The organism is Falsochrobactrum tianjinense, assembly GCF_019100495.1.
Classification (GTDB): Bacteria; Pseudomonadota; Alphaproteobacteria; order Rhizobiales; family Rhizobiaceae; genus Brucella; species Brucella tianjinense.
The window spans coordinates 660,669-674,239 of the sequence record NZ_JAHRVA010000001.1 but is presented as its reverse complement, the minus strand read 5'-3'; the positions used below and the strand labels follow the sequence as shown (position 1 = coordinate 674,239).

Sequence of the window (13,571 nt, the reverse complement as noted above, 5' to 3'; positions counted from 1 at the left end):
GCTACAAAAGGTTTTTTATCTTGGAAAAATATGAGCTTAGCAGATAGTGCGACTCATTTTCCGGCCAAAGTCGCATGAGCGCCACACTATCGGCGCGAGAATTGGAATCGAATCCCGTCAGCCTCGCCTATAGATTCACTGATCGACCGGCGCTTCAAGCCATCTTGCGTACAAATATTCGTGTGCAATGTGATGCATCAGCTCCAGCCCCCGCCATAGGTACGGTAAAATACATGAAGGCCGATCTTGGTCAGTTTCTTCATGGTTGGCGCCCAGAAGGGGCGGACATAGGTGGCGTGGTAATGCGTGGCAGAGCCAACTTCCGGTAGCCATATCCGACCAGCGGTCACGGTTTTTGCAACCTGCTGCGCCATGCGCCATTGCGGCCGTTCGGTGATGCGATGCTTCTGTCCGTCGCAGGCAAATGAAAACTGGCAAGCATTGAGCCAGCTACGATTCTGATAAACCACGCCGCAAATCGTGCCGGGATAAGCGGGGTTACGCACACGGTTGAGCACCACCTGCGCCACCGCAACCTGCCCCTTGACGCTCTCGCCGCGCGCTTCATAATAGACCGCCTCGGCCAGGCATTTCTGTTCTTTTTTGCCAAACGAATCCGCCGGCAGCGGCGTCGCGGCCCAGGCGTGATCCTCCTCGCTGATGGGCGGCACAAAACGGCCCGCATCAGCTTCTGGTTCGAGGATGGCCTCGAATGGCGAAGTCTTGCCATAATCAGGCTTTGCAGGCGCATAGCCGAGCGCCAGAATATCGGGCTCAGGATTATTGACCAGTTTCGCCAGCTGCACCGGGAGTTCCGCCTTGGGCTTGGGCCGCCTGATCGCATGGAAGGCCATGGCGATCTGAACTTCCTTGCCCTCGATGTCGGAATTGGTGAAGGCCATCAGCACATCGGTTTTTTCCTGTGGATGGGTGATCATGCTGATTTTCTCAAACATGCTGCCCGCGCTGAAAGCGCGCGCCGGGGCCTTGGGCTTCACCGAAACGATACGGCTGGTCTTGTCGGAACGATTGATGCGGTTCTCGTCGGGATTGGGATCGTTGACACCCAATTTTGCGCTCTTTCTTTCGCCCGAAAGCGCTACGCGACCGATACCCGGAACTTCGATGCCAGAGGTGGCGATACTGCCCGTGACAGTCGTCGCATCGACGAAAGGCATTTCCGCCTGATGCACGGAGCCAACCGGGGCTTTTGCGATGAAGGCCGTCCAGCGATGACCGGCAATATTAGCGCTGGGAACAAGGCTTGCCATATCTTGCAAAGCAACGGTGCCGGAATTGGAAATCCAGGCAATGGACGCAATCAGCAGGGGCGCAAGCCGATACTTGCGGCGCAACTGGCGCGGCTTTGCCCGCACGGCATAATAGCGACCATCCTGCGGGCAATAGCCTGTGACAGGATAATGCCATACCGGCTCGGCAACCGCTTTTGATCGGCCAAACAGCCCTCGTATCGATACAAGGTGCACCGGAAACTCCACTCGAAACTAGCTTACTCACTGTCTCGATAATGGAGTATTAACCTTGATGACTGGTTAACAGAGTATTGTTTACTATTTGAAAACATTGATTAATTTTTGATTAATACAAGATACTTCCTGCATATTGATGCGCAAGAAAAAGCCCGGAAAATCCGGGCCAGGTATTTGCTTTGTCGCATTATCCCACGCAAAACCGTTTCACACTTTTGCTGGAAATGCTCTATTTTCACCGCTTCTTTTTGGCGCGACCCGCAAAGGGGTTTTCGGAAGTACGCAAGCTAAGCCTTATCGGCACGCCCGGCATATCGAAGGTTTCGCGCAAGCCATTGATGAGATAGCGCACATAGGATTGCGGCATCGCATCGGGGCGCGAGCAGGAAACCACGAAGCCCGGCGGGCGGGTCTTGACCTGCGTCATATATTTTACTTTCAGGCGGCGACCCGAAACCGCCGGCGGCGGCTGATGGGCGATAACGCCTTCCAGCCAACGATTGAGGCGTCCGGTGGAAATGCGGCGGTTCCAGATCTCGTGGGTCGCGATCACATTTTCCATGAGCTTGTCGAGACCCTGCCCGCGCTCGCCGGAGATCGGCACGGCGCGCAGGCCGCGCACCTGCGGCAGCAGCCGGGTGGTCTTTTCGTAAAGATCGGCCAGCACCATCTGGCGATCCTCGATCAGATCCCATTTGTTAAACGCGATGACCGGCGCGCGGCCCTCGCGGATGATGAGATCGGCGATCTGCAAATCCTGCTTCTCGAAGGGAATCGTCGCATCCAACACGATGATGACCACTTCGGCAAAGCGGATCGCCCGCAGGCCATCAGCGACGGAAAGCTTTTCGAGCTTTTCCTGAACGCGCGACTTGCGACGCAGGCCAGCCGTATCGAAAAGCTTGATCTTGCGATCGCGCCATTCCCAGTCAACCGAAATCGAATCGCGCGTGATCCCGGCTTCCGGTCCCGTCAGCAGGCGGTCCTCACCCAGCATCGTATTGATCATGGTGGACTTGCCCGCATTGGGGCGTCCGACAATGGCGATGCGCAGCGGCTTGGTGGTGTCATAGGCCGGAATGACTTCTTCATCCGGGTCTTCGATGTCGTCGCCGACCAGCGCGCCAACTGTGGCGGCAGCGAAAGCCGCGTCGGCTTCTTCCTCTTCGCGCTCATGTGCGAAGACGCGCTCTTCGCCAAGAAGTTCGACGAGGGCGTCGCGCAGATCGGGCATGCCCTGACCGTGCTCGGCGGAAATTGGACACGGTTCGCCAAGACCGAGCTGGAAGGCATCATACATGCCGCTCTGCGCGCCGCGTGCTTCGGCCTTGTTGGCGACCAGCACCACCGGCTTGCCGGAGCGACGCACCAGTTCGGCAAAAGTGGCATCTGTCGGCGTCACGCCTGCCTTGGCGTCGATGATGAAAAGAATGGCGTCGGCTTCGGCGATGGCCGCTTCCGTCTGAGCGCGCATGCGTGCTTCCAGACTGTCATTGGCGGCTTCTTCGAGACCCGCCGTGTCGATGACATCGAATTTCAGGTCGTAAAGTTTGGCGTCATGGATACGCCGGTCGCGCGTGACACCCGGCAGGTCATCGACCAGCGCCAGCTTGCGGCCGACGAGGCGATTGAACAGCGTGGACTTGCCGACATTGGGACGCCCGACGATGGCGAGAGTGAAACTCATTGAATACCCATGGAACGAAAACTACTCCAAAATTCGGATCGACCGATCTCAGCTTTGCGCGGTAATACCCGCACCGCGCATGAGATCGAGCATGGTGTTGGCGCGTTGGCGAATATTTGCCGGCACCAGGTTGTCATCGGCAATCTGCTGGAAGAGCTTGAAGGCGTCGTCAAAACGCTCCGCCTTCCATGCGGCGAGGCCGAGCACTTCGCGCGCGCTGCCGCGCATCGGGTTGCCATCTGCCGAAAGCGTCTCGACGCGGCTTGCGGCATCATCATAAGAGCCGTTGTCGACCAGCAGATAACCTGCGCGCAGGCGTGCTATAGCGCGAATTGACGAAGGCACGTTATTGTCGGCAATGATGTTGTCGAAGGCCGCGACGGCTGCCGCCGCGTCGCCCTTTTCGGCCAGGACCGAGGCTGCGCGCAGGCGCGCCAGCACCGGATAGGAGCCGTAGCCGGTCTTTTCCAGATCGTCCAGAGCCGCCAGTGCTTCATCGCTCTTGCCTGCGGCGGCCAGATCAAGCGCTGCGAGGAACTTGTCGCCCGAAGCGGAAGCCTTGCTCTCAGTCCAATGCTGATAGCCGACCATGCCCGCCGTGCCGAGAACCAGAGCGACAGCGCCGCCGATCAAGAGCGGCCCGAAACGCCGCCAGATCGATTTCATTCGTTCTGAACGGAGTTCCTCATTTACCTCGCGAATGAAGCTGTCGTCTGCCATGGCCTGCCATTCTATTGATCTTCGATAGGTCTATTCTGGCGCTTTTAGTCGTAATTCGCGCCATATGTAAGTCCCGACTGTGAAATAAGCTGTCACAGAACATACAATATGCATTTCTGTCCGACCTTCGCCACATTCAAGATCCAGAAAGCAATCTTTCCCCAGCCCGGCGTTCATTTCCCATGCGTATTATCTCGTCCATCCTTACTACTGCGTCCGCCCTTGCTTTTACTGCCCATCCAGTTCAGGCGGAAACGGCGAGAACACAATATGTGCTCATTTCATTCGATGGTGCACATGATAATGCGCTGTGGACGCGCTCGCGCGAAATTGCAAAGAAATATGACGCGCATTTCACCTATTTCCTGTCCTGCGTCTTTCTGATGACTAAAAAGGACCGGCGCGATTATCAGCCCCCGCGCAAAAAGGCCGGATCATCCAATGTCGGCTTTGCCCTGAGCCGCAGCGAGGTCATCACACGGCTCGACAATATCTGGCAGGCACATCTGGAAGGCAACGAGATCGCCAGCCATGGCTGCGGCCATTTCGACGGTTCCGATTGGTCCGCCACCAGTTGGAAAAAGGAAATCGCCGAGTTTCGCCGTATTACGGCCGGAGCCTACAAGAACAACGGCATTGAGGGCGAACCGGAAGGCTGGCAGGTGCTTGTGCGCGATGGCATCAAAGGCTTCCGCGCGCCCTATCTGGCCAGCGCAAAACCGGTGCAGAACGCGCTGAAAGCCAGCGGATTCCGTTATCAGGCTTCGGCAGTCACCAGCGGGCCGGAACGCCCGCACATTTCCGGCGGGTTTGCCTCTTTCGGCTTGCCGCTCATTCCGGAAGGCCCATCGCAGCGGCCAATCATCGGCATGGATTACAATCTCTATGTACGCCATTCCAAGGGCAAGGAAGCGCCGCAGAGGGCAGCGCAATTCGAGGAGCGCGCCTATAAGGCGTTCCGCGCCGCCTTCGACAAGCAATATGCGGGCAAACGCATTCCGCTCCAGCTCGGCTTTCATTTCGTGCTGATGAATGACGGAGCTTATTGGCGCGCCATGGAGCGGCTGGTTGCAGAAGTCTGTACCAAAGCGGACGTCGAATGCACGACATATGACGATTATCTCAATAATATCGATCCGCAGGCAGGTGAGCCCACGCAACACCGATCCTGATGAATTACCGTTCGCGTCCTGCGGCAAGGCCGATCAGCGCTGCGACCATCAGCGAGAAGGCGGCGACGAGGCTTGGCAATGTGAACGAGCCGGAATAGTGCGCCATAAAGCCTGCGACCAGCGGCCCGATGATCTGGCCGACGCTGAAACAGACCGTCATGCGCGCCAAAGCCCGTTTGGGCGATTGCGGTGCCAGCACGCGCGCCGCCTGAAGGCCGAAAGCCGTCAGGGCCATGAAGGTCGCGCCCAAAAGTGCGCCGCCGACCAGAGGGCCGATCGGGGGTGCCAGCACCACGCTTACGGCAACGCCAACAGCTTCAAGAATTGCCGTCAACGCAAATGAAGTGAACAGACCCAGTTTCCGCGCCGATGGCGACCAGAGCCAGATGGACGGCGCGGCGCAAAGCCCCGTTACGATCCAGACCGCGGCTTCCATCGCCGGGCCACTCTCGCTGGAGCGGACGATGGCAATAAGAAAAGTCGCGGTAATCACATAACCGAAACCGAAAATTCCATAGGCCAGAGCGAGCGCATTGAAAGCAAAGCTTTTGGGCAGTTTTGGCTCGCGCGTAGCTTTCTTGCCGCCGAACGGCCCCTTCTTCACCAGCAATGCCACCGGCACGATAATCAGCGCGGTCAGGATCGCCGATCCGATCCAGTCCGCGCGCCAGCCCAATCCGACATAGCCGCTGCCTGCGACCAGCACGGCGGAAAGCGCGATGCCGCTGCCTACGCCTGCAAAATGCAATGCCCCCAGCCCTGCCCTTTCCGCCACCGCGATATAGCCAAGAACGATGGTCGTGCACAGGATCATGGTGACTGCGCTGATAAAACCGGCAGCAAGACGAATTGCGGAAAACAGCCAGACATCGTTGAACAAAGCCATCGCGAGACACAGAAGCGCGCTTGCGGCGAGGCCCGCAATGACGGTTGCCCGCTCGATCCCCGCAGACCAGCCGTAGCCCGCCACGATCGCACCCAGCAGATAGCCGATATAATTGGCCGAAGCGATGAAGCCCGCATCAGCGGCATTGAAGCCGATATCGGCCATCATGCCAGGCAGGCTCGGCGTATAGATGAAGCGCCCGATGCCCATGGCCGCTGCCATGGTGAAAAACCCGCCAAAAGCGTATTGAAAGGCGGTTTGGTGAGAACTGCGAAGGCGATATGTCTGGTTCATGGCTGGCAACATACGCCTCGCCTGCCTACCAGCAATTGAATTTTTCTGATCGGGATGTTCACCCTGATTACATCCTGCGCTCCGGCATGGCGGCAGGCGCTCAAGACGTGAAAAATGCCTCATACTGATCCGGCTTGAAGCCGACGGTCAGGCCGCCGTCTTTTTCGAGTACCGGACGCTTGACCATCGAGGGCTGTGCCAGCATCAACTCGCGCGCCTTGTTTCCATCGACATTCTGGCGCTCTTCTTCAGGCAGCTTGCGGAATGTCGTGCCTGCCCGGTTGAGTAGTTTTTCCCATTCGATGCCTGCAAGAAAACGGTCGAGCGTGTCTGCGTCTAGACCTTCTTTTTTGTAATCGTGAAAGGCATATTCGATGCCGTGGTCATCCAGCCAGTTGCGCGCCTTTTTCATGGTGTCGCAATTTTTGATGCCGTAGATGGTCACGCTCATAGAAGCCTCTCCTTGCTGATTCAGTCGTGAGGAAATCTATAGCGCGAAAGTCTCGCCGCCACAAAATTTGCGCAATTGCCCGCGGCGATTTTGCAAAATCGGGCCTGGTTTGGCGAAAATCGCATTTTCCGCACGCAAAAGCGCGCATTCTGCATGCAGAAATCTCAGCTTTTTCGTTCTCTCTCCAGCAAATTGCGCTTGCGCTCCACCCCCCAGCGATAGCCAGAAAGACCGCCATCATTGCGCACCACGCGATGGCAAGGAACTGCGACCGCAATCTTGTTGGCGGCACAGGCTCCGGCAACCGCGCGGGTCGATTTCGGCGCTCCAAGCCTTTGCGCAAGCTCACTATAGCTCAAGGTTCTTCCCGCCGGGATTTCGAGCAGGGCCCGCCAGACGCGCTGCTGAAAAGCCGTGCCGCGCAGATCGAGCGGCAGATCAAGGCCAATATGCGGGTTCTCAACAAAACCAATCACTTGCGCGATATGATCCTCGAAATCCCGGTCAGCGCCGATGAGTTCGGCCTTGGGAAAACGTTTTTCGAGATCGCGGATGAGTTCTTCCGGTTCGTCGCCCATCAAAATAGCGCAGACGCCGTGATCGCTTTGCGCCACGAGCACCGCCCCAAGCGACGACTGACCGATGGCGAAACGAATGGTTTCATTCTGCCCACCGGATTTATAAGTCTTTGGTTTCATTCCAAGAATTTTATCCGAAGCTTCATAGAAGCGGCTTGAGGAACCATAGCCCGCATCATAAATGGCATCCGTCACGCTTGCCTGCGGGACTTTAAGCGCCGAGCGCATTTTATCGGCGCGATGCGCATTCGCATAAGCCTTGGGCGTCAACCCTGTCAGGCCCTTGAAAATACGATGCAAATGCGCCGGACTGGTGTTGAGGGCGCTGGCGATTTCCTCCAGTGCGGGTACTTCCTGCGCGGCTTCGATAAAACGGCAGGCGCAGGCGACCATATCGGCATGGCGCGCATTGTTCTGCGCTTCGAGCGTTGCTTTCACGTCCGGCTTGCAGCGCATGCAGGGCCGGAACCCCGCGCGTTCTGCGTCTTCAACGCATTGAAAGAACTGCACATTTTCTCGCTTCCCGCGTCGGGATGGGCAGGACGGACGGCAATAGACGCCCGTTGTGCGCACCGCATAGACGAATTCGCCATCCGATGCGTGGTCGCGCGCCAGCACTTTCTGCCAGCGGCTTTCATCCAGTTCGTGCATATGTGTCGTCATCAGATTCATGTCCGTTATCCTCATATCACTATGAAGAAAACCTAATTCAACACAATATAGCGCGCACTCCGCTGCTTGCTTTCAAATTCTGTTTCCGGATCAGGTCTTGCGTGCTTCCTTGATCGCTTCAATGAGTTCTGCTTCCTTTAAAGCACCGCCATAAAGCCTGGTGCCGATCACGAAAGACGGCGTGCCGCCGAAATTGAAGGCTTCACCCTGATCCATATTCCGGCTGAGAATACCGTTGATGCGTGCGGAATCTGCCTTGTAATCGGCTTCTAGCTTCTTTGGATCGAGACCCGCGCCCGCAAGCGCCGTGTCAATCTGTTCTTTGGTGAGGCGTCCCGGTGTTTTCATCATTGCTTCCATAGCCTTTACGTAATTGCCGGATTTTTCCGCCGCCAGAACCAGCCTTGATGCATAAGCGGAATTATCGCCGAAAATGATCCAGTCTTTCAGGACAAGACGCACATTGCCATCATTGTTGACAACACGCATCAGTTCGGCGTGACCACGCTTACAATAGGGGCATTGATAGTCGAAATATTCGACAATGGTAACATCGCCATTGGGATTGCCCAGGACCGGAATTTCCGCGTCATAGAGAACTTCCGCAACGGAGGGAACACGCTGGGCAAAACTCTCGCGGCCAGCAAGAGCAAATGTCGCAGCACCGGCTGCGGTGGCAGCCAGCATCTGACGGCGGTTCATCATCAGCTTACTCCTTGTCCCGATTGGGATTTGTTGAGAACGACCACACGGCTTCCATTGGTAACGCGCTTGTGAAGATCGAGAATATCCTGATTGAAAAGGCGGATGCAGCCTGAAGACGCGGCCTTACCGACCGTCCAGGGCTCATTGGTGCCGTGGATGCGATAGAGCGTATCCTTGCCGTCGCGGTGGAGATAGAGCGCCCGCGCGCCGAGTGGATTACGAATGCCGCCTTCAAGGCCCTTGGCATATTTTGCGTAATGCTCGGGATTGCGCTTGATCATATTCTGTGTCGGCGTCCAGCGGGGCCAGCGCGCCTTATAGGCGACTTCCGCCTCGCCATTGAACACCATGCCCGCGCGCCCGACGCCCACGGAATAGCGCATGGCCTTGCCGCCGGGCTGCACCAGATAGAGATAGCGCGCATAGGGATCGACGATGATGGTGCCAACCGGATGATCGGTCTGGTAATCGACCTGCCTGCGCAGATTGCGTTCGCCGATCTTGTCGAGATCGAGCGCCGCAATGTGGTTGCCGCCATCGTTGACGGCGCCATACATGACTTCATATTCGCTTTTTGCCGTTTGGATTTCAGGCGCCTGTTCCGGCTCGGGCGCGGCGGTAAATGGCTGCGGCTGCGACTGTGGCTGTGATTGGGGCATTATCACCGCAACCGGGCCTTCCACCACCGGAACCGTGGTGCAGGCGGCAACCGTCCATGGCAGGCCGATCAGAACGGCAATCCGCGCCAATCTTGCTCCACTCGTCTTCATCTTGCTTGCAGCGTTCAATGAATGCGCCCAACGCATGTTCAAATCCTAGACTTTCTGTTTCGGGTCAGCCGCGACCACGCCTGTCGAGCGCGTAATCGTTACCGATGTCACGTCACCCACCAGGCGGGTGCCTTGCGGTTCCTTACCCGCCTCATTGAAAAAAATCATCGTCGGCGGCCCGGCAACTCCGAGCTTCGCCATCAGTTCGGCCTTGCTTTTCGTCAGATCGGACACATCGACCTTGATGAGCTGATAGGCACCGAGATTTTTCTTCACCTGAGCATCGGGCAGAACACGCCGCTCCACCGTTGCGCAGCTCACACACCAGTCTGCGGTGAAATAGACCAGTGTCGGCCTTTCGCCGCGCACCGCATCCAGTTTCTTCTCAAGGGCTGAAACCGAATCGACCGGAGCGAATCGCAATGCGGCCAGATGCTGCTCGCCGCCACGGTTAGCCAAAGCCGCCAGCGGTTGCAATGGATCGCGACCGCCCGAAGCGACGCCCAGCATCAAGATCACCCCATAGACGAAGGCGGCTGTTCCGATGGTGCGAGCAACGACATTGCGTCCGGGAATTTTGAGAAAGGCAAAGCTTGCCACGCCAAACAGCAGCAGGGCCCAGAACACCAGATCGACGCCCGATGGCAAAAGCGGCGCGGCCATGAAAATGGCGGTCGCAAGAAAACCGAAGCCGAAGATCTGCTTGGCGGTTTCCATCCATGCGCCCGCGCGCGGCAGCGTGCCTGCACCCAGCGTGGCGAAAGCGATCAGCGGCAGGCCCTTGCCGATGCCAAGCGCAAACAGGGCTGCGGCCCCCAGAGCCACATTGGCGGTCTGCGCGATATAAAGCAGTGCGCCCGCCAAGGGTGCTGTGACGCACGGACCAACAATCAGCACCGAAGAAAAGCCCAGAATGGCAGCAGAGCGTTTCGAGCCGGTTCTTTGCCCCGTACGCGCCGAAACCGCGCTGACCCAAGAGGTCGGCAACTGGATTTGAAACAGGCCGAACATCGACAAGGCGAGCAGGACAAAAACTCCCGCCAGCGCCAGCGCCGTCCATTTCGATTGCAGCACGATTTGCAGATTCTGGCCCGACCAGCCGGCGATTGCGCCAACGAGAGCAAAGCCGACCGCAAGACTGACCACATAGACCGAGGACAATATGAAACCGCGCCGTGCATTGAGCTTTTCGCCCTCCCGCGCCAATGTTCCCGCCACGATGGGATAAATCGGAAAGACGCAAGGGGTGAAAGCCAGAAGCACGCCGAAAGCCAGAAAAGCAGCAATGACCAGAAGCGAGCCGCCCCGGTCGAGAAGACTTTCGACCAGACCTTTTTCGGGAGCCAGGGCAAAGGCAGCGCTCTGCGATGCGGGCGTGAAATCCGAAGCCTGCTGCTGCGTGAAGCGATTGCCCATCTGGCTGCTGATGGCAAGCGTCACCGGATCGATAGTGCGGGTTTCCGGACGATAGCAAATACCGTCTTCCTGACAGCCCTGATAGGTCAGTTCAATGGGGGAATTGCCTGCCTTCATGCCAGCGCTGGCATGGGTATAAAAGACTTCCAGCCTGCCGAAATTCGGATCGTCCTTGGCAATGCCGGGCTGGGTGTCGACTAAAAGCGCCTTGCCATTGCCGTCGCGGGCCTCAATATGATCGCGATAAAGATAATAGCCTTTCGCGATCTGCCAGTTGAACACCAGCCGGTCGGTGCCGTCTTTCGTCACTTCAAGATGAAACGCCTCATCGACAGGCAGGGGATTGGCCGCCAGCGCAGAGCCGGGCGAAATGACGGGGCCGGACAGTATTAAAGCAGCCAGCAACGAAAAGGCTAAGGTCTTTAAAAAACGCATTCTGTGCTTCCAAAGAATATGATTCGCGTAAAATAGACTGGTTGTAAAAAGCGGATGACGCCGCCACCTTAAGGCAGCCTTAAGCTGGGATGCAGAAAAGCTCGCAAGGTTTAAGTTTCAAACAATTCAAGTTCAAATAGGGCGAAAAGCGGAATCAACATGCGCATTCTGGTGATTGAAGACGATGCAATCCTGCTCGACGGCCTGTCCGTGGGGTTGGGGCTTGCCGGGTTCACCGTGGATGCGGTGTCGAGCTGCGGCGATGCCGAGGCCGCGATTGCCGCGCAGAATTATAATGCCATCGTTCTTGATCTGATGCTGCCGGACGGCTCCGGCCTCGATATTCTCAAATCCATGCGGCAGGCGCGAAATGAAACGCCGGTCCTGCTGCTCACCGCGCGCGATCAGGTGCCCGAGCGCATTGCGGGGCTCGATGCGGGCGCCGACGACTATGTCGGCAAGCCCTTTGATCTGCACGAACTGGCCGCAAGGGTGCGCGCCATAGCCCGGCGCGGCACGGGCCGCGCCCACGCCACGCTGACCTGGAAAGGCGTCGAGCTCGACCCTGCCGAAATGTCGGCGCGATTCGATGGCGAGCCGCTGCGGCTGACACGGCGTGAATTTTCCATATTGCGCGCCCTGATGGAGCGGCCCACGGCGACGATTTCCAAATCCGCGCTGGAAGAGGCCCTTTATGGCTGGCAGGAAGAAGTGGAAAGCAATGCAGTGGAAGTTCACATCCATCATTTGCGCTCCAAGCTCGGCTCCACTTTCATCGAAACCGTGCGCGGCGTTGGCTACCGGCTTGCGAGGGCGCAGGCATGAGTTCGATCCGCAGTCGTCTGACGGGCATATTGATCGGCATCACCTGTCTGGTCTGGTTCTTTGCCGTGATCTGGATTCATGCCAGCACGCAATCGCAGCTTGAAAAAGTGCTGGATGCGCGGCTGATGGAAGCCGCGCGCATGGTCAATTCGCTGCTCACCGAACGGCGTGTGGAAGTCGGACCGGAAGGCGATGGCGGGCGGCTTTCATTCAAGCCGTTGCCAGATTTCCCGCTCTATGACCGGCAGCTTTTCTGCCAGATATGGTCGCTGGACGGCAAGCTGGTGGGACGTTCCGAACACGCGCCCGGCGACCAGCTCACGCAGATGGCGAACGGCTTCTCAACAACCGTTGTCGCGGGGCAGCGATGGCGGGTTTTCGCCGTCGAGAATACGCAGCTTGGCCTGCGGGTCATGGTGGGCGACAGTCTCTCCGTGCGCGACAAGCTGGTCCAGAATGTGGTGGCAGGCGTGGCGCTGCCCGCGCTTTTGATACTCCCGCTGCTGGCAGTCATGATCTGGCTGTGCGTGCGGCGCGGCCTACAACCGCTCAGCCATCTTGCCGCTGCGCTTTCCCGGCGCGAGGCGAAAGATCTAAGCCCTCTGTCCGAGCACAAGCTGCCGCCCGAAATCGCCCCGGCAGTAACAGCCCTCAACGGGCTGTTTCATCGCGTGGAAGAGGCACGCGAGCGTGAACGCCATTTTGCGATTTTTGCCGCGCATGAACTGAAAACACCGCTTGCGGGGCTCAAGACGCAGGCGCAGATCGCCGCAGGCGCGAAAGACGAGGCCGTGCGCGAAAACGCTGTCCGGCAGATCGCCGCAGGCGTCGATCGTACCAGCCGTCTCGTCAACCAGTTGCTCGATCTCGCAGCGCTTGAAGCGGGCGACGAAATGGAAGCGGCAGCGCCTGAGCCGGCGGGCCCGCTGCTCGCAGCCATCTCGACCGATATGCGCATGCTGGCTGCACCACGCGGCGTTTCCATCGAATTGCCACGCAATCCGCTACCGCTTTCCATGCCATTTCCGCATCTCTTCATGATCGCGGCTCGCAACCTGATCGAAAATGCGGTCAATCATTCACCGCAGGAGGGCTGCGTGCGGTGCAGCTTCGATTCCAGCGCCGAGGGACTGATCTTTAGCGCCGAAGACGACGGCCCCGGCATTCCGCCAGAGGAAATGCCGCATGTCACCGAACGCTTCTTCCGGGGGGCAAACAGAAACGACAACGATAGCGGGGGCAGCGGGCTTGGCCTTGCCATCGTTGCGATGGCGGCAAGGCGCATGGGCGGTGACGTACAATTGCACAATCGTCCCGAGGGCGGTCTGCGGGCAGTACTGATTATTCCGGGTACGGCTGCGACATAAGCACCCGCATATTTTCGTTGACCACCAGAGGATTCCGTATATTCTGCAAATGCAAACTATTTGCATTAAGGTCAATATATTACAGTTCAAGTTTCAGATACTC

12 protein-coding genes are annotated in these 13,571 nt (G+C 57.9%); 3 read left to right on the top strand and 9 right to left on the bottom strand.

Annotation, left to right across the window (positions count from 1 at the left end; genetic code table 11):
- Nucleotides 1-197: 197 nt before the first annotated feature.
- From KUG47_RS03135 to KUG47_RS03125, 3 genes are all read right to left on the bottom strand, one after another.
- On the bottom strand, nucleotides 198-1,487 hold the full coding sequence (locus KUG47_RS03135) for a cell wall hydrolase (RefSeq protein ID WP_217676479.1): 1,290 nt from the start codon (nucleotides 1,485-1,487) through the stop codon (nucleotides 198-200).
- Between the two features lie 238 nt (nucleotides 1,488-1,725).
- Complete coding sequence (gene der / locus KUG47_RS03130) at nucleotides 1,726-3,177, bottom strand: ribosome biogenesis GTPase Der (RefSeq protein WP_217676478.1); 1,452 nt, start codon at nucleotides 3,175-3,177, stop codon at nucleotides 1,726-1,728.
- A gap of 48 nt (nucleotides 3,178-3,225) precedes the next feature.
- Nucleotides 3,226-3,897 (bottom strand): tetratricopeptide repeat protein, encoded by a 672-nt coding sequence (locus KUG47_RS03125; protein ID WP_217676477.1) that lies wholly within the window; start codon nucleotides 3,895-3,897, stop codon nucleotides 3,226-3,228.
- Nucleotides 3,898-4,079: 182 nt separating this feature from the next.
- On the opposite strand from KUG47_RS03125, the gene KUG47_RS03120 reads away from it, so the two are divergent.
- The gene (locus tag KUG47_RS03120; protein ID WP_217676476.1) at nucleotides 4,080-5,069 is read left to right on the top strand and encodes a polysaccharide deacetylase family protein; all 990 of its coding nucleotides are present in this window, start codon (nucleotides 4,080-4,082) and stop codon (nucleotides 5,067-5,069) included.
- 4 nt (nucleotides 5,070-5,073) lie between these two features.
- Here KUG47_RS03120 and KUG47_RS03115 read toward each other — a convergent pair whose 3' ends face one another.
- The 6 genes from KUG47_RS03115 to dsbD all read right to left on the bottom strand — a co-directional run bounded on the left by KUG47_RS03115 (nucleotide 5,074) and on the right by dsbD (nucleotide 11,276).
- Complete coding sequence (locus KUG47_RS03115; RefSeq protein ID WP_217676475.1) at nucleotides 5,074-6,249, bottom strand: YbfB/YjiJ family MFS transporter; 1,176 nt, start codon at nucleotides 6,247-6,249, stop codon at nucleotides 5,074-5,076.
- Nucleotides 6,250-6,349: 100 nt separating this feature from the next.
- Complete coding sequence (locus tag KUG47_RS03110; protein WP_217676474.1) at nucleotides 6,350-6,700, bottom strand: ArsC family reductase; 351 nt, start codon at nucleotides 6,698-6,700, stop codon at nucleotides 6,350-6,352.
- Between the two features lie 164 nt (nucleotides 6,701-6,864).
- Nucleotides 6,865-7,950, bottom strand: coding sequence for a bifunctional DNA-binding transcriptional regulator/O6-methylguanine-DNA methyltransferase Ada (gene ada, locus KUG47_RS03105; RefSeq protein ID WP_217676473.1), 1,086 nt, complete (start codon nucleotides 7,948-7,950; stop codon nucleotides 6,865-6,867).
- 90 nt (nucleotides 7,951-8,040) lie between these two features.
- Nucleotides 8,041-8,655: a DsbA family protein gene (locus KUG47_RS03100; protein ID WP_217676472.1), complete on the bottom strand. Its 615-nt coding sequence runs from the start codon at nucleotides 8,653-8,655 to the stop codon at nucleotides 8,041-8,043.
- Nucleotides 8,655-9,461 carry a L,D-transpeptidase gene (locus KUG47_RS03095; RefSeq protein WP_254799254.1) on the bottom strand — a complete coding sequence of 269 codons (807 nt, stop codon included), beginning with the start codon at nucleotides 9,459-9,461 and terminating at the stop codon, nucleotides 8,655-8,657. Before KUG47_RS03095 ends, KUG47_RS03100 begins: the two co-directional genes overlap by 1 nt.
- Before the next feature lie 9 nt (nucleotides 9,462-9,470).
- Nucleotides 9,471-11,276, bottom strand: a complete 1,806-nt coding sequence (gene dsbD, locus KUG47_RS03090; protein WP_217676471.1) for a protein-disulfide reductase DsbD — start codon at nucleotides 11,274-11,276, stop codon at nucleotides 9,471-9,473.
- A 159-nt stretch (nucleotides 11,277-11,435) separates the two neighbouring features.
- Between dsbD and KUG47_RS03085 the strand changes: the two genes are divergently transcribed.
- A complete protein-coding gene (locus KUG47_RS03085) occupies nucleotides 11,436-12,101 on the top strand; it encodes a response regulator (RefSeq protein ID WP_217676470.1) in 666 nt (221 codons plus the stop codon).
- Nucleotides 12,098-13,468 carry an ATP-binding protein gene (locus KUG47_RS03080; protein ID WP_217676469.1) on the top strand — a complete coding sequence of 457 codons (1,371 nt, stop codon included), beginning with the start codon at nucleotides 12,098-12,100 and terminating at the stop codon, nucleotides 13,466-13,468. Before KUG47_RS03085 ends, KUG47_RS03080 begins: the two co-directional genes overlap by 4 nt.
- Nucleotides 13,469-13,571 lie beyond the last annotated feature (103 nt).

What these genes read in the sequence shown, in the direction of transcription:
- KUG47_RS03110 (WP_217676474.1), bottom strand. Translation starts at nt 6,700, where the DNA reads ATGAGCGTGACCATCTACGGCATCAAAAATTGCGACACCATGAAAAAG.
- der (WP_217676478.1), bottom strand. Translation starts at nt 3,177, where the DNA reads ATGAGTTTCACTCTCGCCATCGTCGGGCGTCCCAATGTCGGCAAGTCC.
- KUG47_RS03115 (WP_217676475.1), bottom strand. Translation starts at nt 6,249, where the DNA reads ATGAACCAGACATATCGCCTTCGCAGTTCTCACCAAACCGCCTTTCAA.
- KUG47_RS03095 (WP_254799254.1), bottom strand. Translation starts at nt 9,461, where the DNA reads ATGCGTTGGGCGCATTCATTGAACGCTGCAAGCAAGATGAAGACGAGT.
- KUG47_RS03125 (WP_217676477.1), bottom strand. Translation starts at nt 3,897, where the DNA reads ATGGCAGACGACAGCTTCATTCGCGAGGTAAATGAGGAACTCCGTTCA.
- KUG47_RS03085 (WP_217676470.1), top strand. Translation starts at nt 11,436, where the DNA reads ATGCGCATTCTGGTGATTGAAGACGATGCAATCCTGCTCGACGGCCTG.
- KUG47_RS03100 (WP_217676472.1), bottom strand. Translation starts at nt 8,655, where the DNA reads ATGATGAACCGCCGTCAGATGCTGGCTGCCACCGCAGCCGGTGCTGCG.
- dsbD (WP_217676471.1), bottom strand. Translation starts at nt 11,276, where the DNA reads ATGCGTTTTTTAAAGACCTTAGCCTTTTCGTTGCTGGCTGCTTTAATA.
- KUG47_RS03080 (WP_217676469.1), top strand. Translation starts at nt 12,098, where the DNA reads ATGAGTTCGATCCGCAGTCGTCTGACGGGCATATTGATCGGCATCACC.
- KUG47_RS03120 (WP_217676476.1), top strand. Translation starts at nt 4,080, where the DNA reads ATGCGTATTATCTCGTCCATCCTTACTACTGCGTCCGCCCTTGCTTTT.
- ada (WP_217676473.1), bottom strand. Translation starts at nt 7,950, where the DNA reads ATGAATCTGATGACGACACATATGCACGAACTGGATGAAAGCCGCTGG.